The sequence below is a fragment of the Pseudomonas sp. CNPSo 3701 genome (assembly GCF_028674975.1).
Lineage (GTDB): Bacteria > Pseudomonadota > Gammaproteobacteria > Pseudomonadales > Pseudomonadaceae > Aquipseudomonas > Aquipseudomonas straminea.
In genome coordinates, this window is the sequence record NZ_JAQZSI010000001.1 from 537,253 (window position 1) to 554,052 (window position 16,800).

Consider the following 16,800-nt stretch of genomic DNA (forward strand, 5'->3'; position numbering starts at 1 on the left):
CCGGCCTCTGTCGGGCGCCATTTTTACTGCGGGAGTTTGGTAATGGCAGTTGCTTCCAGTACCTATAAGAAGGTCATCGAGGGGAGCCAGCAACCCAAAGAGGTGTTGGTCAAGATCGAGCGTGTGACCAAGAAGTTCGACGAAACCGTCGCGGTCGACGATGTCTCGCTGACCATCAACAAGGGCGAGATCTTCGCCCTGCTCGGTGGTTCCGGTTCCGGCAAGTCGACCCTGTTGCGCATGCTCGCCGGCTTCGAGCGGCCGACCGAAGGGCGCATCTTCCTCGACGGCCAGGACATTACCGACCTGCCGCCGTACGATCGACCGATCAACATGATGTTCCAGTCCTACGCGCTGTTCCCGCACATGAGCGTGGCCGACAACATCGCCTTCGGCCTCAAGCAGGACAAGATGCCCAAGGCCGAGATCGACGCCCGCGTGGCCGAGATGCTCAAGCTGGTGCACATGACCCAGTACGCCAAGCGCAAGCCGCACCAGCTTTCCGGCGGCCAGCGTCAGCGCGTGGCGCTGGCCCGCTCGCTGGCCAAACGCCCCAAGCTGCTGCTGCTCGACGAGCCCATGGGCGCGCTGGACAAGAAGCTGCGCTCGCAGATGCAGCTCGAGCTGGTGGAAATCATCGAGCGTGTCGGCGTGACCTGTGTGATGGTCACCCACGACCAGGAAGAGGCCATGACCATGGCCCAGCGCATCGCCATCATGCACCTGGGCTGGATCGCCCAGATCGGCAGCCCCATCGACGTCTACGAGACGCCGGCCAGCCGTCTGGTCTGTGAGTTCATCGGCAACGTCAACCTGTTCGACGGGCAGATCGTGCATGACGACACCGACCACGCGGTGATCGACTGCCCGCAGCTCGACAAGCCGATCTACATCGGCCACGGCATCAGCACCCGTGCCCAGGAGACCCAGGTGACCTACGCCCTGCGCCCGGAAAAACTGCTGATGGCCACCCAGCTGCCGGCTGACCACGAGCACCCGGAATACAACTGGAGCAACGGCACGGTGCATGACATCGCCTATCTGGGCGGCCATTCGGTGTACTACGTCAAGCTGACTTCCGGGCAGATCGTGCAGTGCTTCATCGCCAACGCCGAGCGCCGCGGCAAGCGGCCGACCTGGGATGACCCGGTGGTGGTGTTCTGGGAAGACGACAGCGGCGTGGTGTTGCAGTCATGAAAATGAGCAGCCTGACCAAGCGTATGCCTAATGGCCGGCACCTGGTGATCGGCATCCCATTCATCTGGCTGTTCCTGTTCTTCCTGCTGCCGTTCATCATCGTGCTGAAGATCAGCTTCGCCGAAGCCGATGTGGCGATCCCGCCGTACACGGAAATCTACACTTGGGTCGACAACACCCTGCAGGTGGTGCTGAACCTGGGCAACTACATCTTCCTTACCGAGGATGAGCTGTATCTGGCCGCGTACCTTGGCTCGCTGAAAATCGCCTTTTTCAGCACCCTGGCCTGTCTGCTGATCGGCTACCCGATGGCCTACGCCATCGCCCGGGCCAAGAAGGAAACCCAGACGGTCCTGCTGTTGCTGGTGATGATGCCGACCTGGACCGCGATCCTGATCCGCGTTTACGCGTGGATGGGCATCCTCAGCAACAACGGTCTGCTCAACGGCTTTTTGCAGAGCATCGGCTTGATCGACGCGCCACTGCAGATCCTCAACACCAACACCGCGGTGTACATCGGCATCGTCTACTCGTACCTGCCGTTCATGATCCTGCCGCTGTTCGCCAACCTGGTGAAACACGATCAGAGCCTGCTCGAAGCAGCTTCGGATCTGGGTTCGAGCACCTTCAACAGCTTCTGGAAGATCACCGTACCGCTGTCCAAGAACGGCATCATCGCCGGCTGCATGCTGGTGTTCATCCCGGTGGTTGGCGAGTTCGTGATCCCCGAGCTGCTCGGCGGGCCGGAAACCCTGATGATCGGCAAGGTGCTGTGGCAGGAGTTCTTCAACAACCGCGACTGGCCGGTAGCCTCGGCGCTGGCGGTGGTGATGCTTGCGATCCTCTTGGTGCCCATCATTCTGTTCAACCGTAACCAAGCCAAAGAGCTGGAGGGCCGGACATGAAGAATTTCCGTTTCTCCACGCTGATGCTGTGGGCAGGCCTGACCTTCATCTACCTGCCGATGGTCATCCTGGTGATCTACTCGTTCAACGCCTCGCGGCTGGTGACGGTGTGGGGCGGCTGGTCGACCAAGTGGTACGTGAGCCTGCTCGACGACCGCCAGCTGATGGGCGCCGTCTGGCGTTCCTTGGAGATCGCCTGCTACACGGCGATCGCCGCGGTGGCGCTGGGTACGCTGGCGGCCTTCGTGCTGACCCGCATCAGCCGCTTCAAGGGCCGCACGCTGTTCGGCGGCCTGGTCACCGCACCGCTGGTAATGCCGGAAGTGATCACCGGTCTGTCACTGCTGCTGCTGTTCGTGGCCATGGCCCAGCTGATCGGCTGGCCGGCGGAGCGCGGCATGATGACCATCTGGATCGCCCACACCACGTTCTGTTCGGCCTATGTGGCCGTGGTGGTGTCGGCGCGCCTGCGCGAGCTGGACCTGTCCATCGAAGAAGCGGCCATGGACCTCGGCGCGCGGCCATGGAAGGTGTTCTTCCTGATCACCATCCCGATGATCGCGCCTTCGCTGGTGGCTGGCGGCATGATGTCCTTCGCCCTGTCGCTGGATGACCTGGTACTGGCCAGCTTCGTGTCCGGTCCTGGCGCCACCACGCTGCCGATGGAGGTGTTCTCCAAGGTGCGCCTGGGCGTGACCCCGGCGATCAACGCCATCGCCAGTCTGATCCTGCTGGCGGTATCGCTGGCCACCTTCCTGGTGTGGTTCTTCAGCCACCGCGCCGAGGAGCGCCGTCGCAAGGCGATCCAGCAGGTCATGGAAGAAAGCCAGCACGCTATCGGCGCCCGTCCGGAGGCCAAGCCGGCTCACTGATCAGCTGAGCGGCAAGACGATGCCCGCCACTGCGCAAGCAGGGCGGGCATTTTCATTTCCGGCATTCGCATGGTGATGCCCGCATCAACCGCTAGAGTCTGTTCACGAGCGTTTTGGGCGGCATTAGAGAGAGACGGCTACAAGGCAGAAGGGAACATCGATGCAGTACCTGTGGGAGAGGGCGGGGACGCCCAGTCCATGCCCGCGATTTTTCTCGCGCATGGCGTGCTCCCACAATAGATCAGCAAACGGCTGCTTCCGCCTTTTCTCAGGTAAAGCGCTGAAAATCGAGCCGAAAGGTCGTGAACAGGCTCTTAGAGAGGCTGGCGACTCGGCTCCTGGGGCGCGCATCGCTCGCCACGTAGTCATCAAGCCGCACCAGGCTTCAGCGCTGGTTGCTTTGCAGAAGCAAGGCGGACGTAGAAATGAAAACGCCCGGGCTATTACGGCCCGGGCGTTTGGGTTGTTGCAGACGCTTAGCGCGTCAGGTGCAGGAAGTGCATATGGCGCTCGTACTGATCAAGGATGTCGCCGATCACTTCTTCACGGTTCCAGCCCATCACGTCGTAATCCTGGCCGCCCTCGTTGAGGTGTACCTCGGCGCGGAAGTACTTACGCTCTTCGCTGGAGTCATCGCGGGTATCGCGCAAGGCGAAACTCGGCTGGATCAGTGCGCGGGGGCGAACCTGATACTGGAAGTCGGCTTCGGCGCCATGGCTGACCGACAGCGTGACACGCCCATCTTCGCCGCTCTCTACCTGGGCTTCGCGGCCCTGCTTGCGCATTTCCTCAGCCACCTGCTGACAGGCCGGCAGCACGGTTTCGGCGATGAAGCGGTTGACGTGGGAGCGACGCGGCAGCATCACCATGCTACGCAGGCGACGTTGCCAGCCGCCAGTGCTCGAGGCACCACGTGGGCTGAGGGCGACCTGGTCACGCAGATTGCGTTTGGCTGCATCGATCTGCAGCGCGCGCAGCAGGCCCCACATCGATGCCATCAGGGCGATCACGAAAGGCAGAGCGCTGGCGATGGTCGCGGTCTGCAGTGCCTTGAGTCCGTCGGCCAGCAGTAGCGAGGCGGCGACCACGCCCATCAGCACGGCCCAGAAGATGCGTTGCCATACCGGTGTCTGGTCCTGGCCGCCAGAGGCAAGCATGTCCACGACCATGGCGCCGGAGTCGGCGGAAGTGACGAAGAACACCACCACCATCAACACCGCGATCTGCGAAAGGATTGCCGAGAACGGGAAGTGTTCGAGGAATGCGAATAACGCCAGCGAACTGTCCTTGTCGACCGCCGCCGCGAGATCGGTGACGCCGTCGACCAGGATCATGTGAATCGCGGTATCGCCGAACACGGTCATCCACAGCAGGGTGAAGCCGGCCGGTACCACCAGCACGCCGCCGATGAACTGGCGAATGGTGCGGCCGCGGGAAATGCGGGCGATGAACAAGCCCACGAATGGCGACCAGGACAACCACCAGCCCCAGTAGAACAGCGTCCAGCCGCCGATCCAGTCGGTCGGCTCGTAGGCGTAGAGGTTGAAGGTCTTGCTGACGATCTCCGACAGGTACTGGCCGGTGTTCTGCACGAAGGTCTGCAGTACAAACACGGTCGGGCCGAGCACCAGTACGAACAGCATCAGGCACACGGCCAACAGCATGTTCAGTTCGGAGAGCATGCGGATGCCCTTGTCCAGGCCGCTGACCACCGAAATGGTGGCCAGGCCCATGGTGCCGGCCAGCAGCAGGAGCTGCATCGTAGTGGTGGTCGGCATGCCGTACAGGTGGTTGAAACCGGTGTTGATCTGCATCACGCCGTAGCCCAGCGACGTGGCCACGCCGAGCACGGTGCCGATCACTGCGAAGATATCCACAGCATGGCCGATGGGCCCATAAATACGGTCGCCGATCAGCGGATAGAGCGCCGAGCGCAGGGTCAGCGGCAAGTTATGGCGGAAGCTGAAGTAGGCCAGAATCAGCGCGACGATGGCGTAGATGGCCCAGGCATGCAGGCCCCAGTGGAAGAAGGTGACGTTCATCGCCTCCTTGGCCGCCTCGACGGTCTGAGCGTCACCCACGGGCGGTGCGAGGAAGTGCATCACCGGTTCGGCAACGCCGAAGAACATCAGGCCGATGCCCATGCCGGCGCAGAACAGCATGGAAAACCAGGTTCGGTTGTTGTAGTCCGGCTCGCTGTGGTCCGGGCCGAGCTTGATGTCGCCGTAGCGACTGATGGCCAGGAAAACCGCGAAGAGCAGGATGATCGCCACGGCCAGGATATAGACCCAGCTGGCGTTCTCGATGATCCACGATTGGGTCGCCCCGAACACGCTCTGGGCGTTGTCCTTGAAGACGGTGCTATAGATCACCAGGCAGGCGATGATAATTGTGGAGCCGAAAAAGACCGGCGGGTTGAGGTTTGAGCGAGAAGACAAAGGTGCCTCCATTGAGCTAGCTCTCCTTGTTCGGAGTCAGTCCATGATTCACGCACCCGTTGATCTGGCTGTCGCTGGATCGCGCAGGGGAGTGGAGCGGAGAGACGACTCGGTTTTCGGATGGCCGCCAAAAGCGGAAGGCCCGCGATTGTACCATTGCCGTTAGTCGGGGTTCTTGAACCTGCCTTTTATCGATAGGAAAGCGCTTCGTTTCGTTCAGCTTTTTTGTGCGCTCACAGGTTGGTGCGGTACTGCAGCGCCTCGGCCAGGTGCTGACGGCTGATCGCCTGCTGCGCTTGCAGATCGGCCAGAGTGCGCGCCACCTTCAATACCCGATGGGCCGAGCGCAGTGACAGCGTCAGGCGCTCGCAGGCGTGCTCCAGCCACTGGCGGTCGGCGTCGGCCAGTGCGCAGTGGGCGCGAAGCCCGGGTAGGTCAATAAAGGCATTGGCGATACCCTGACGCTGCAGCTGAATATCGCGTGCGGCGGCAACACGTTCAGCCGCCTGGGCGCTGTTTTCGCCTGCATCGGTGGGCGCGTCGAGTTGGGTGCTTTCCCGGGCGACGGTGATGTGTAGATCAATGCGATCAAGCAACGGCCCGGACAGCTTGCCGCGATAGCGCTGGATCTGCTCGGCACTGCAGCGACAGCGCCCGCTGGGGTCACCCAAAAAACCGCACGGGCAAGGGTTCATGGCCGCCACCAGCTGGAAGCGGGCAGGGAAGCTGACCTTGTCGCGGGCGCGGGCGATGACAATTTGCCCGCTTTCCAGGGGTTCGCGAAGAACCTCAAGCACGCGGCGATCAAACTCGGGCAATTCATCGAGAAAAAGAACACCGTGGTGAGCCAGTGTTATTTCTCCAGGTTGCGGGCGACTGCCACCACCGACAAGTGCCGGGCCGGATGCGCTGTGGTGCGGATGGCGAAAGGGGCGCTGCGGCCAGCTCTGTAGTGGCGTGTGGCTGGCCACCGAGCGGATGGCCGCTACCTGCAGGGCTTCCTCCTCGGTCAATGGCGGCAGCAACCCCGGCAGACGGCTGGCCAACAGCGTCTTGCCGGTGCCGGGCGGGCCACTCAGCAGCAGATTGTGATTGCCTGCCGCCGCCACCAGCAGCGCTCGTTTGGCAGCGATCTGGCCCTGCACTTCAGCCAGGTCCGGGTAGGGTTGGGTGTGACGCAAAAGGCCCAGGGGCTGGTAGGGCGTCAGGGACGCCTGGCCATTGAGATGTGCGACCAGCTCCAGCAGGTGATCAACCGCCAGCACGGTGAGGCCGTTGGCCAGGCTGGCCTCTTCGGCGTTCTCGCGTGGCACCACCAGCGTGCGCCCGGCTTCGCGGGCTGCCAGCGCTGCCGGAAGCACGCCCTGAACGGAGCGTATCGCGCCGGACAAGGCCAGCTCGCCCAGGCATTCGAGCGGGGGCAGGCTGTCGACCGGCACCTGGCCGCTGGCGGCGAGAATGCCCAAGGCAATGGCCAGGTCGAAGCGGCCGCCGTCCTTGGGCAGATCGGCCGGCGCCAGGTTCAAGGTGATTCGCCTTGGTGGAAAGTCGAACGCGCAGTTGAGGATGGCGCTGCGTACGCGGTCCTTGGATTCCTTGACCGCGGTTTCCGGTAGGCCCACCAGGGCCAGTGAGGGCAGGCCGTTGGCCAGGTGCGCTTCGACGGTGACGCTGGGTGCGTCGACCCCGATCTGGGCGCGGCTGTGGACGATGGCCAATGACATCGATCACTCCTTGATCGTCTGCCAGCCGAGCGGATTACTCGGCCGGTGCGTGCGGCATATTCGCGGTGCGGGTTTCGAGTTCGGCGACCTTGGCTTCCAGCGCTTCGAGACGGGCGCGGGTGCGGGCCAGCACGATCATCTGGCTGTCGAATTCTTCGCGGCTGACCAGGTCCAGTTTGCTGAAGCTGCTCTGCAGCAGCACCTTGAGCTGGCTTTCGATTTCACTGCGCGGCAGTGGGTTGTCACCGCTGAGCAGGCGGCTGGCCTGACTGCTGAGGGCATCGAGCAACGCTTTGGGTGGCAGCATGGGAACCTTCCGAAATGAGTTGGGGGCAGTGTAGCACGCCCTTTTTTCGCGACCGCCGCGGCGCCTGTGCACCGATATCGTGCGTTATGTGGTGCGGTTTGGCGCTCTTCTGGTGCGGCTGCTTTGCTGCAATGTGGGTCTCACCTGCCCTGACTCCCGTAAGTTCCTGAAAAGCGGCGTTTTGCCGGTATTGGCAAGATTTCTGCTTAGACGCTCATGACCCATGCACCGATGCGGTTCGGATATTACGAGCGGGCGGAAGTGGTTCACCGGGAGCAGTCGGTGGTATCGGATCAGCCCGTCTTGGCAACCGATGCATACAAAAGCCAGACACTGAGCTTAGACTTGGGCCGGGGTAACAATTCCTGGGGCAAGTCCACCTTACACGGGAGAGAGTTTCATGAAACTAGTCACTGCCATCATCAAGCCATTCAAGCTGGACGACGTCCGTGAATCGCTGTCGGAAATCGGGGTGCAAGGCATCACCGTGACCGAAGTGAAAGGCTTCGGCCGTCAGAAGGGCCACACCGAGCTGTACCGCGGTGCCGAATACGTCGTCGATTTCCTGCCCAAGGTGAAGATCGACGTCGCCATCGCCGACGATCAGCTGGACCGCGTCATTGAGGCCATCACCAAGGCCGCCAACACCGGCAAGATCGGTGACGGCAAGATTTTCGTCGTAAACCTGGAACAGGCGATCCGCATCCGTACCGGCGAAACCGATACCGACGCGATCTAAAGCTCCGCCCCCACCCCCCCCAAATCGTCCCAGGAGTTAAATCATGACTCTGCGAAAAATCGCAGGGCTTGGAGCCCTTTCGTCCCTGTTTTTCCCAAGCCTGGTCATGGCTCAGGAGAAAACCCTGAATTCCGGTGACACGGCCTGGATGCTGACCTCCACCGCCCTTGTGCTGTTCATGACCATTCCGGGCCTGGCACTGTTCTACGCTGGCATGGTGCGTTCCAAGAACGTGCTGTCGGTGATGATGCAGTGCTTCGCCATCACCGCGCTGATGAGCCTTTTGTGGTTCGCCTACGGCTACAGCCTGGCGTTCGACACCACCGGGATGGAAGCCGGAGTCACCAACTTCAGCTCCTTCGTGGGTGGTCTGGGCAACATGTTCCTCGGCAACCTGACCAAGGAGTCGCTGACCTCGGCCTTTCCGGAAAGCGTGTTCATCACCTTCCAGATGACCTTCGCCATCATCACCCCGGCACTGATCGTTGGCGCCTTCGCCGAGCGTATGAAGTTCTCGGCGATGCTGGTATTCATGACCGTGTGGTTCACCTTGGTCTATGCGCCCATCGCGCACATGGTTTGGAGTGGCGACGGCGCGCTGATGTGGGACTGGGGCGTACTCGACTTCGCGGGTGGCACCGTGGTGCACATCAACGCCGGTATCGCCGGTCTGGTGGCGTGCATCGTACTGGGCAAGCGCAAGGGCTTCCCGAGCGTGGCCATGGCGCCGCACAACCTGGGTTACACCCTGATCGGTGCTGCCATGCTGTGGGTCGGCTGGTTCGGTTTCAACGCCGGCTCCGCCGCCGCCGCTGACCAGACCGCCGGCATGGCCATGCTGGTCACCCAGATCGCCACCGCTGCTGCCGCACTGGCCTGGATGTTCGCCGAATGGGTCGCTCACGGTAAGCCGAGTGCGCTGGGCATTGCCTCCGGCGTGGTTGCTGGCCTGGTTGCCATCACCCCGGCTGCCGGCACCGTCGGCCCGATGGGCGCGCTGATCATTGGCCTGGCGTCCGGCGTGATCTGCTTCTTCTGCGCCACCAGCCTCAAGCGCAAGCTCGGCTACGACGACTCGCTGGACGTGTTCGGCGTGCATGGCGTGGGCGGCATCGTCGGCGCACTGCTGACCGGCGCATTCGCTGCACCGGCCCTGGGCGGTTTCGGTGAGGTCGAAAACATCGGCCTGCAACTGTGGATCCAGTTCAAGGGCGTCGCCGTCACCGTGATCTACACCGCTATCGTCACCTTCGTGATTCTCAAGGTCATCGATGCCGTGATGGGCCTGCGCGTGACCGAAGAAGAAGAGTCGGTCGGCCTCGACCTGGCTCAGCACAACGAGCGCGGCTACATCCTGTAAGTACCAGCGGCCCGCCTGGTGTGGCGGGCCGACAAGCACACGGAGTGCGCCCGGAGCCAACCCGGGCGCCTCGACCGCACAGCGCATCCCCTGCGCAACGGCCAGAGGTGAATAAAAAATGGATAACACAGCACTGACTGCTCTGCAGTACGGTTTCGATACCTTCTACTTTCTGATTTGCGGCGCTCTCGTCATGTGGATGGCGGCTGGCTTCGCCATGCTCGAGTCGGGCCTGGTTCGCGCCAAGAACACCACTGAAATCCTTACCAAGAATATTGCGTTGTATGCCATCGCCAGCGTCATGTACCTGGTGATCGGCTACCACATCATGTATTCCAGTCCGGAAGGCGGCATTCTGCCGAGCCTGGGTTTCCTGATCGGTGACGAACACAGCGCCGAGGCTGTTCTGGCCGGTGGCGAGGACGCCCCTTACTACGCAGCCCGTTCGGACTTCTTCTTTCAGATCGTGTTCGCCGCGACCTGCATGTCGGTAGTATCCGGTGCGGTGGCCGAGCGCATGAAGCTGTGGGCGTTCCTGATCTTCGCCGTATTCATGACCGGCTTCATCTACCCGATTCAGGGTTTCTGGAAGTGGGGCGCCGGCTTCCTCGATGCCGCTGGCTTCCTGGATTTCGCCGGTTCCGGCGTGGTGCACATGGCGGGCGCATCCGCCGCTCTGGCTGGTGTACTGCTGCTCGGTGCGCGCAAGGGCAAGTACGGCCCCAACGGCCAGGTCAACGCCATTCCGGGCGCCAATCTGCCGCTCGCCACGCTCGGCACCTTCATCCTGTGGATGGGCTGGTTCGGCTTTAACGGCGGCTCGCAGCTGAAGATGAGCACCATCGAGGATGCCAACTCCGTCGCCCAGGTTTTCGTCAACACCAACATGGGCGCTGCCGGCGGTCTGATCGCTGCATTGATCGTGGCACGCATCCTGTTCGGCAAGGCTGACCTGACCATGGCGCTCAATGGTGCGCTAGCTGGCCTGGTGGCCATCACCGCCGAACCGCTGACGCCGAGCGCGCTGCAGGCCACTCTGATCGGTGGTGTGGGCGGCGTGCTGGTGGTGTTCTCCATCCTGGCGCTGGACAAAATCAGGATCGACGACCCGGTCGGTGCCATCTCGGTACACGGCGTGGTCGGCATCTGGGGCCTGCTGGCCGTCTGCCTGACCAACAGCGAGGCGTCGCTGGGCGCTCAGCTGCTGGGCATTGCCAGTATCTTCGCCTGGGTGTTCTTCGCCAGCCTGATCGTGTGGGGCATCATCAAGGCGGTCATCGGCCTGCGCGTCTCCGAGGAAGAAGAATACGACGGGGTGGATATCGCCGAATGCGGCATGGAGGCCTATCCCGAGTTTACCCGCAAGTAACCTGAGGCAGACTCAGACTCCGCGCCATCGATAAAAATGATGGTGCACACCAGCAAAAGGGCGCTCAGGCGCCCTTTGCTTTTTTGTCCGGCACGCTAGAATGCGCGCGTTGAAAAACGAGGGCGACGAGCATGTGGCAGCAACGGCTGATCACCCTGCGTCCACGGGCGCGAGGCTTTCACCTGGTGACCGATGAACTGCTGGATGCATTACCGGAACTGGCGAGCTACAGGGTGGGTCTGTTACACCTGTGGCTGCAGCACACCTCGGCGTCCCTGACGGTCAACGAGAATGCGGACCCTGCGGTACGCCGCGACTTCGAGCGCTTCTTTCGCCGCCTCGTCCCTGAGGATGCGACAGGCTTTGAGCACTGCGACGAAGGCCCGGACGACCTGCCGGCGCATTTCAAGTCGAGTCTGCTCGGCGTTCAGTTGCAGTTGCCGGTGAGTAACGGGCGTTTGGCGCTGGGCACCTGGCAGGGAGTTTACCTGGGCGAACACCGCGAACAGGGTGGCGCTCGCCGCGTGCTGGCAACCTTGCAAGGTACGGCAAATTGAATTTTTTCCAGGCGTTCGGCAACGTCGGACGACTGGGCTATAACTAACCTGCTTTTCGCAAGTCATGAGGCTGAACATGAGCGACGAAGAACTGGAACAAGACGAGCTGGAAGGCGCAGACGAGGACGACGGCGAGGAGCTGGCGGCCGCGGATGGTGATGCTGCCGATGACGACAGCGAGTCCGATAGCGCGGCACCTGCCAAGGGCAAAGCCAAGAAGGCCGTCGAGGTCGAAGAGCTGCCGAGCGTAGAAGCCAAGCAGAAGGAACGCGATGCGCTGGCGCGCGCCATGGAAGAGTTCCTGGCCCGTGGTGGCAAGGTTCAGGAAGTGGAGCCCAACGTCGTTTCCGACCCGCCTAAGAAGCCTGACAGCAAGTACGGCAGTCGCCCCATCTGACGCGAACGCCGGATTTGAATGCAAAAGCCCGCCTGAGAAGGCGGGCTTTTGCGTTTATGGCAGATGTCTTGTGTGGCGCAGAGGGCCGCCTCTGATGGCTCCGTCAAGGTGAGAGCGCGCCATGCGCGCGAAATCACGGGCATGGCCCGTTCCCACGGTGTTTAGCGCAGCCCATTGCGTCTTAAGACATCGACTCCCAGCGCTGTAATAGCGCTGGCAGCTCGCCGAGGCTGCGGATCTGCCCATCGGCCGGTTTCTCACCAGTCCAGGTCTTACCTTCCGGATTGAACCACACCGCGCGCCAGCCGGCGGCCTGTGCGCCAGCGATATCGTCGCCGGGGTGGTCGCCGATATGCACCGCCTGCTCGGCCTGCATGCCGGAGCGGGCGAGGGCCTCCTCGAACGGCCTGCGATCGGGTTTGCCGACGCCCAGTTCTTCGGCGCAGAGGATGAAACTGAAGTAGTCCGCCAAACCCAGGCGACGCACGTCGGCGTTGCCGTTGGTGATCACTCCCAGGCTGTACCGATTGGCCAGCAGCTCCAGGGTGGTGACGGTGTCGCTGAAGAAGGTGATGGCGTGGCGCGCTTCGAGCATCGTCTGGAAGGCGGCCTCGGCCAACTGCGCGGCTTCCTCGGGCGCATGGCCGACGCCCTCCAGCGCATGGCGCAGGGTGCGTCGGCGCAGCTCGCTGAGGCGGTATTTCAGGTTGGGCTCGGCCTCCAGCAGACGACCGCGAACCTGGCCCAGGTGATCCACCGGCTGGCTCGCCAGGCGCGGTGCCTGGACGCTGATCCAGTCGCGCATGGCGGCCTCGGCACCGAGAATCACCGGGCGGTTGTCCCACAGCGTATCGTCGAGGTCGAAGGTGATCAGGCGGATGCTCATGAATCCTGTTCCTTGCGGCGCTTGGCCCGTGGGTGAGCACTGTCGTAGACCTTGCTCAGGTGCTGGAAGTCCAGGTGGGTATAGACTTGCGTGGTGGCGATATCGGCGTGGCCGAGCAGCTCCTGTACCGCACGTAGATCCTGGGACGATTCGAGCATATGGCTGGCGAACGAATGGCGCAGCATGTGCGGATGAATGTGCTGTCCGAGCTCGCTGACACCCGCCTGGCGTACCCGCAACTGCACGGCGCGGGCGCCGATGCGGCGGCCCTGGCGGCTGATGAATACCGCGCCATCGGCCGGGTTGGCCAGTGCCCGCAGCGGCAGCCATTGCTGCAGTGCTTCACGGGCCTTGCTGCCCACTGGCAGCTCGCGCACCTTGCTGCCCTTGCCGGTGACGCGCACCAGGCCAGCGGGTAGATCGAGCCAGTCGAGGTTCAGTGCGACCAGCTCCGACAGGCGCAAGCCGGACGAATAGAACAGCTCTAGCATGGCGTGATCGCGGCGGGCGATGAAGTCGTCTTCCTGGGCGCCGTCGAGCAACTGGGTGGCGCGATCCACGTCCAGCACTCTTGGCAGCTTGCGTTCGCCCTTGGGTGGCGTCAGGCCGGTGGCTGGGTCGTGTTTGCAATGGCCTTCGCGTATCAGGTAGCGGTACAGACCACGGGTCGCCGAGAGCAGGCGCGCCAGGCTGCGCGCCGATTGACCTTCCTTGTGCAGGCGGGCGACCAGGCGGCGAAGGCGAGCGATGTCGAGCGCGGCCCAGTCACTCAGGTCTTCCTTTTCGCAATAAGCGAGCAGTTTGGTGAGGTCGCGGCGGTAGCCATCCAGTGTATGGGCTGACACCTGTCGCTCGCTGCGCAGGTGTTCGAGGTAGGCATCCAGGTGGGCGACAAGCATCAACGGGCGGCTCCGTGACGAGAGGGCGCAACGCTTGCGCCCCTGTGGACGGCGCGTTACCTGACCGAGCGCAGCGGCGCGGAGAAACGTGGCAGCACGCGCGACAGCACTTCGGCGATGTAACCGAGGAACAGCGTGCCCAGCGAGCTCTTGTAGTGCTGCGCGTCGGCACTGCCGATCGCCAGCACGCCATGCAGCCCTTGATGGGACAGGCCCACCACGGCTGCCGAACCGACGTCGCTGCCGGCTTCGCCGAACAGGAACTTCAACTCGTGCTCGCGCAGCACGCCGCAGATAGTCTTGCCACCGGCCAGCAGGCCGCCGATGGCCTGGTGCGCCTCGGCACTGCTGACACTGCGGCCGACCGGCAGTGGCGTATCGCTGAACAGGATCAGGCCTACGAACGGCACCTGGAATTCGCGGCGCAGGCTGTCTTCCACGCAGCTGACCACTTCCTCGAGGCTGCTGGCGTCCATCAGGTCGAGCACCAGGCGGCGGGTCTTGTCGAACAGCCGGTCGTTGTCGCGCGCCACGTCCATCAGGTGCGACAGGCGCTGGCGCATCTCGATGTTGCGCTCGCGCAGCAGTTTGACCTGACGCTCGACCAACGACACGGTATCGCCGCGCTGGTGCGGAATACGCAGCTCGGGAATCAGGTCATCGTGGTCGATGAAGAACTCGGGGTGCAGACGCAGGTAGGCGGCGACCGTTTCCGAGTCCAGGGGCTTTGGCGAATCCTGCTGGTCAGTCATAGGCGAACCTGTCCTTCGTACACGCGCACGGCGGGGCCGGTCATCATAACGGGCTGGCCGGGGCCTGCCCACTCGATGTGCAGCTTGCCGCCCGGCAGCTCCAACTGTACGGGCGAGTCCATCCAGCCCTGGCGGATCGCCGCGACGGCGGCGGCGCATGCGCCGGTGCCGCAGGCCTGGGTTTCCCCGGCGCCGCGCTCCCAGACGCGCAGGCGGCCGCGCTGACGATCGATCACCTGCAGGAAGCCGACGTTGACCCGTTGCGGAAAGCGCGGATGGTGTTCCAGCTTCGCGCCCAGTTCGTGCACGGGCGCGCCGTCGACATCATCGACGCGCAACACCGCATGGGGGTTGCCCATGGAAACGGTGGCCAGTTGATGGTCCTTGCCATCGACCTCGACGGCATAGCTCAGCGCTTCGCCATCGGCCTGGAACGGGATCTGCTCGGGTGCCAGGCGCGGTGCGCCCATGTCCACGGTGATCAGGCCATCGGCGCGCACGTTCAGCTCGATGATGCCGCCTTTGGTTTCCACACGGATGTTCTTCTTCACCGTCAGGCGCTTGTCCAGCACGAAGCGGGCGAAGCAGCGTGCGCCGTTGCCGCACTGTTCCACTTCGCTACCGTCGGAATTGAAGATGCGGTAGCGGAAATCCACGTCCGGGTGCTGCGGCGGCTCGACCAGCAGCAGCTGATCGAAGCCGATGCCGGTGTGACGATCGCCCCACTGCTTGGCGTGCTTGGGCTGGATGTGGGCATGCTGGCTGACCAGGTCGAGAACCATGAAGTCGTTGCCCAGGCCATGCATCTTGGTAAAGCGCAATAACATGGGCATCACTCCGGCAGGCGACTTTCGCCCGCGAAGAGCTCGTCCAGGGTTTCGCGGCGCCGCACTTCGTAAGCCTGCTCGCCGTCCACCATCACCTCGGCGGCGCGGCCGCGGGTGTTGTAGTTGGAGCTCATCACGAAGCCGTAGGCACCGGCCGAACGCACGGCCAGCAGATCGCCTTCTTCGAGCACCAGTTGACGATCTTTGGCCAGGAAGTCGCCGGTCTCGCAAATCGGCCCGACCAGGTCGTAATTGCGCGCCTCGCCGTCACGAGGCTGCACCGCCGATACGTCCATCCAGGCCTGGTAAAGGGCCGGGCGGATCAGGTCGTTCATCGCCGCATCGATGATGGCGAAGTCCTTGTGTTCGGTGTGCTTGAGGTATTCCACCTGAGTCAGCAGCACGCCGCCATTGGCGACGATGAAGCGGCCCGGCTCGAACACCAGGGCCAGGTCACGACCGGCCATGCGCTGGCGTACCGCGGCGATGTAGTCGCCGACCTGCGGTGGCTGCTCGTCGCGGTATTGCACGCCGAGGCCGCCGCCCAGATCCAGGTGCTTGATGACGATGCCGCGCGCGGCCAGCTTGTCGACCAGCAGCAACAGGCGATCCAGGGCATCGAGGAAGGGTTCGAGTGTGGTCAGCTGCGAACCGATGTGGCAGTCGACGCCGATCACTTCGATGTTCGGCAGCTCGGCGGCACGGGCGTAGACCGCCTCGGCCTGCTCGATGTCGATGCCGAATTTGTTTTCCTTGAGCCCGGTGGAAATGTACGGGTGGGTACCGGCGTCCACGTCCGGGTTGACGCGCAGGGAGACGGGCGCCTTGACGTCCATCGCGGCGGCGACCTTCTGCAGACGCTCGAGCTCGACGCCCGACTCGACGTTGAAGCAGTGCACGCCGACTTCCAGTGCGCGGCGCATGTCGTCGCGGCTCTTGCCGACACCGGAGAAGACGATGCGACTCGGCTCGCCACCGGCCGCCAGCACGCGCTCCAGCTCACCGCTGGAGACGATGTCGAAACCGGCGCCGAGGCGCGCCAGCACGTTCAGCACGCCGATATTGGAGTTGGCCTTGACCGCGTAGCAGACCAGATGCGGCATACCCGCCAGTGCATCGGAGTAGGCGCGGTACTGCCCTTCGATGTGGGCGCGCGAGTAGACGTAGGTGGGCGTGCCGAAGCGCTGGGCAATGGCGGACAACGCCACACCTTCCGCGAACAGCGAACCGTCGCGGTATTCGAAGGTGTTCATGGGTGGCCCTTATTTGTGTTGGTCGTGCGACGAGCCGGACTGGTTATCATCCGGCAGGTACAGCGGGCCTTTCTGGCCGCAGCCGCCGAGCAGGGTGGTGACGGCGACGAGCGCGATGAGGGCAGTGAACAGCCGCTTCATGGTCAAATCCTTGTAATAAAGCATAATTGCCCCCGAGTATACCGACCCCCCGGCATGTTGCCTATGCGCCGGGGTTCCCGTCCGGCGGGGCTTTGCCCTGGCTGGCTGACCTGTGCAGGCACCGCAGTCCTTGGCCCTGGCGTTGGTCCGATGCAGCTGAATTTTTCATGAGGTAAG

At 63.2% G+C, this 16,800-nt stretch carries 17 protein-coding genes; 8 read left to right on the top strand and 9 right to left on the bottom strand.

Annotated features, from left to right (window positions below; genetic code table 11):
* The first annotated feature begins 42 nt into the window (after window positions 1-42).
* The 3 genes from potA to PVA39_RS02420 are packed head-to-tail and all read left to right on the top strand — an operon-like array spanning window position 43 to window position 2,974.
* Window positions 43-1,197 (top strand): polyamine ABC transporter ATP-binding protein, encoded by a 1,155-nt coding sequence (gene potA, locus PVA39_RS02410; RefSeq protein WP_013789494.1) that lies wholly within the window; start codon window positions 43-45, stop codon window positions 1,195-1,197.
* A gap of 23 nt (window positions 1,198-1,220) precedes the next feature.
* Window positions 1,221-2,102, top strand: a complete 882-nt coding sequence (locus tag PVA39_RS02415; protein WP_274123412.1) for an ABC transporter permease subunit — start codon at window positions 1,221-1,223, stop codon at window positions 2,100-2,102.
* Complete coding sequence (locus PVA39_RS02420) at window positions 2,099-2,974, top strand: ABC transporter permease subunit (protein ID WP_274122624.1); 876 nt, start codon at window positions 2,099-2,101, stop codon at window positions 2,972-2,974. Before PVA39_RS02415 ends, PVA39_RS02420 begins: the two co-directional genes overlap by 4 nt.
* A gap of 476 nt (window positions 2,975-3,450) precedes the next feature.
* Here the strand turns inward: PVA39_RS02420 and PVA39_RS02425 are convergent, their stop codons facing one another.
* From PVA39_RS02425 to PVA39_RS02435, 3 genes are all read right to left on the bottom strand, one after another.
* The gene (locus tag PVA39_RS02425) at window positions 3,451-5,424 is read right to left on the bottom strand and encodes a BCCT family transporter (RefSeq protein WP_274122626.1); all 1,974 of its coding nucleotides are present in this window, start codon (window positions 5,422-5,424) and stop codon (window positions 3,451-3,453) included.
* Window positions 5,425-5,645: 221 nt separating this feature from the next.
* Window positions 5,646-7,136 (bottom strand): YifB family Mg chelatase-like AAA ATPase, encoded by a 1,491-nt coding sequence (locus PVA39_RS02430; protein ID WP_274122628.1) that lies wholly within the window; start codon window positions 7,134-7,136, stop codon window positions 5,646-5,648.
* Between the two features lie 34 nt (window positions 7,137-7,170).
* On the bottom strand, window positions 7,171-7,443 hold the full coding sequence (locus tag PVA39_RS02435; RefSeq protein WP_274122630.1) for an accessory factor UbiK family protein: 273 nt from the start codon (window positions 7,441-7,443) through the stop codon (window positions 7,171-7,173).
* A 400-nt stretch (window positions 7,444-7,843) separates the two neighbouring features.
* Here PVA39_RS02435 and glnK point away from each other — a divergent pair, with 400 nt between their 5' ends.
* The 5 genes from glnK (at window position 7,844) to sutA (ending at window position 11,865) form a co-directional block, all read left to right on the top strand.
* Entirely contained in the window at window positions 7,844-8,182 is a 339-nt protein-coding gene (glnK, locus tag PVA39_RS02440) for a P-II family nitrogen regulator (protein WP_003096476.1), read from the top strand.
* 43 nt (window positions 8,183-8,225) lie between these two features.
* Window positions 8,226-9,542, top strand: a complete 1,317-nt coding sequence (locus PVA39_RS02445) for an ammonium transporter (protein ID WP_274122632.1) — start codon at window positions 8,226-8,228, stop codon at window positions 9,540-9,542.
* A gap of 118 nt (window positions 9,543-9,660) precedes the next feature.
* Window positions 9,661-10,911 (top strand): ammonium transporter, encoded by a 1,251-nt coding sequence (locus tag PVA39_RS02450; protein ID WP_274122634.1) that lies wholly within the window; start codon window positions 9,661-9,663, stop codon window positions 10,909-10,911.
* 131 nt (window positions 10,912-11,042) lie between these two features.
* Window positions 11,043-11,468 (top strand): secondary thiamine-phosphate synthase enzyme YjbQ, encoded by a 426-nt coding sequence (locus PVA39_RS02455; protein WP_274122636.1) that lies wholly within the window; start codon window positions 11,043-11,045, stop codon window positions 11,466-11,468.
* Between the two features lie 76 nt (window positions 11,469-11,544).
* Entirely contained in the window at window positions 11,545-11,865 is a 321-nt protein-coding gene (gene sutA, locus PVA39_RS02460) for a transcriptional regulator SutA (protein WP_274122638.1), read from the top strand.
* 181 nt (window positions 11,866-12,046) lie between these two features.
* Here the strand turns inward: sutA and PVA39_RS02465 are convergent, their stop codons facing one another.
* The 6 genes from PVA39_RS02465 to lptM are packed head-to-tail and all read right to left on the bottom strand — an operon-like array spanning window position 12,047 to window position 16,623.
* Window positions 12,047-12,751 (bottom strand): HAD family hydrolase, encoded by a 705-nt coding sequence (locus PVA39_RS02465; protein ID WP_274122640.1) that lies wholly within the window; start codon window positions 12,749-12,751, stop codon window positions 12,047-12,049.
* Entirely contained in the window at window positions 12,748-13,650 is a 903-nt protein-coding gene (xerC, locus tag PVA39_RS02470) for a tyrosine recombinase XerC (protein ID WP_274122642.1), read from the bottom strand. The genes PVA39_RS02465 and xerC overlap by 4 nt, the downstream gene beginning before the upstream one ends.
* A gap of 56 nt (window positions 13,651-13,706) precedes the next feature.
* Entirely contained in the window at window positions 13,707-14,402 is a 696-nt protein-coding gene (locus PVA39_RS02475) for a DUF484 family protein (protein ID WP_274122644.1), read from the bottom strand.
* Entirely contained in the window at window positions 14,399-15,229 is an 831-nt protein-coding gene (gene dapF / locus PVA39_RS02480) for a diaminopimelate epimerase (RefSeq protein ID WP_093500413.1), read from the bottom strand. Before dapF ends, PVA39_RS02475 begins: the two co-directional genes overlap by 4 nt.
* Before the next feature lie 5 nt (window positions 15,230-15,234).
* Entirely contained in the window at window positions 15,235-16,482 is a 1,248-nt protein-coding gene (gene lysA / locus PVA39_RS02485; protein WP_274122647.1) for a diaminopimelate decarboxylase, read from the bottom strand.
* Between the two features lie 9 nt (window positions 16,483-16,491).
* The gene (gene lptM / locus PVA39_RS02490; RefSeq protein WP_147175474.1) at window positions 16,492-16,623 is read right to left on the bottom strand and encodes an LPS translocon maturation chaperone LptM; all 132 of its coding nucleotides are present in this window, start codon (window positions 16,621-16,623) and stop codon (window positions 16,492-16,494) included.
* Between the last annotated feature and the right edge of the window lie 177 nt (window positions 16,624-16,800).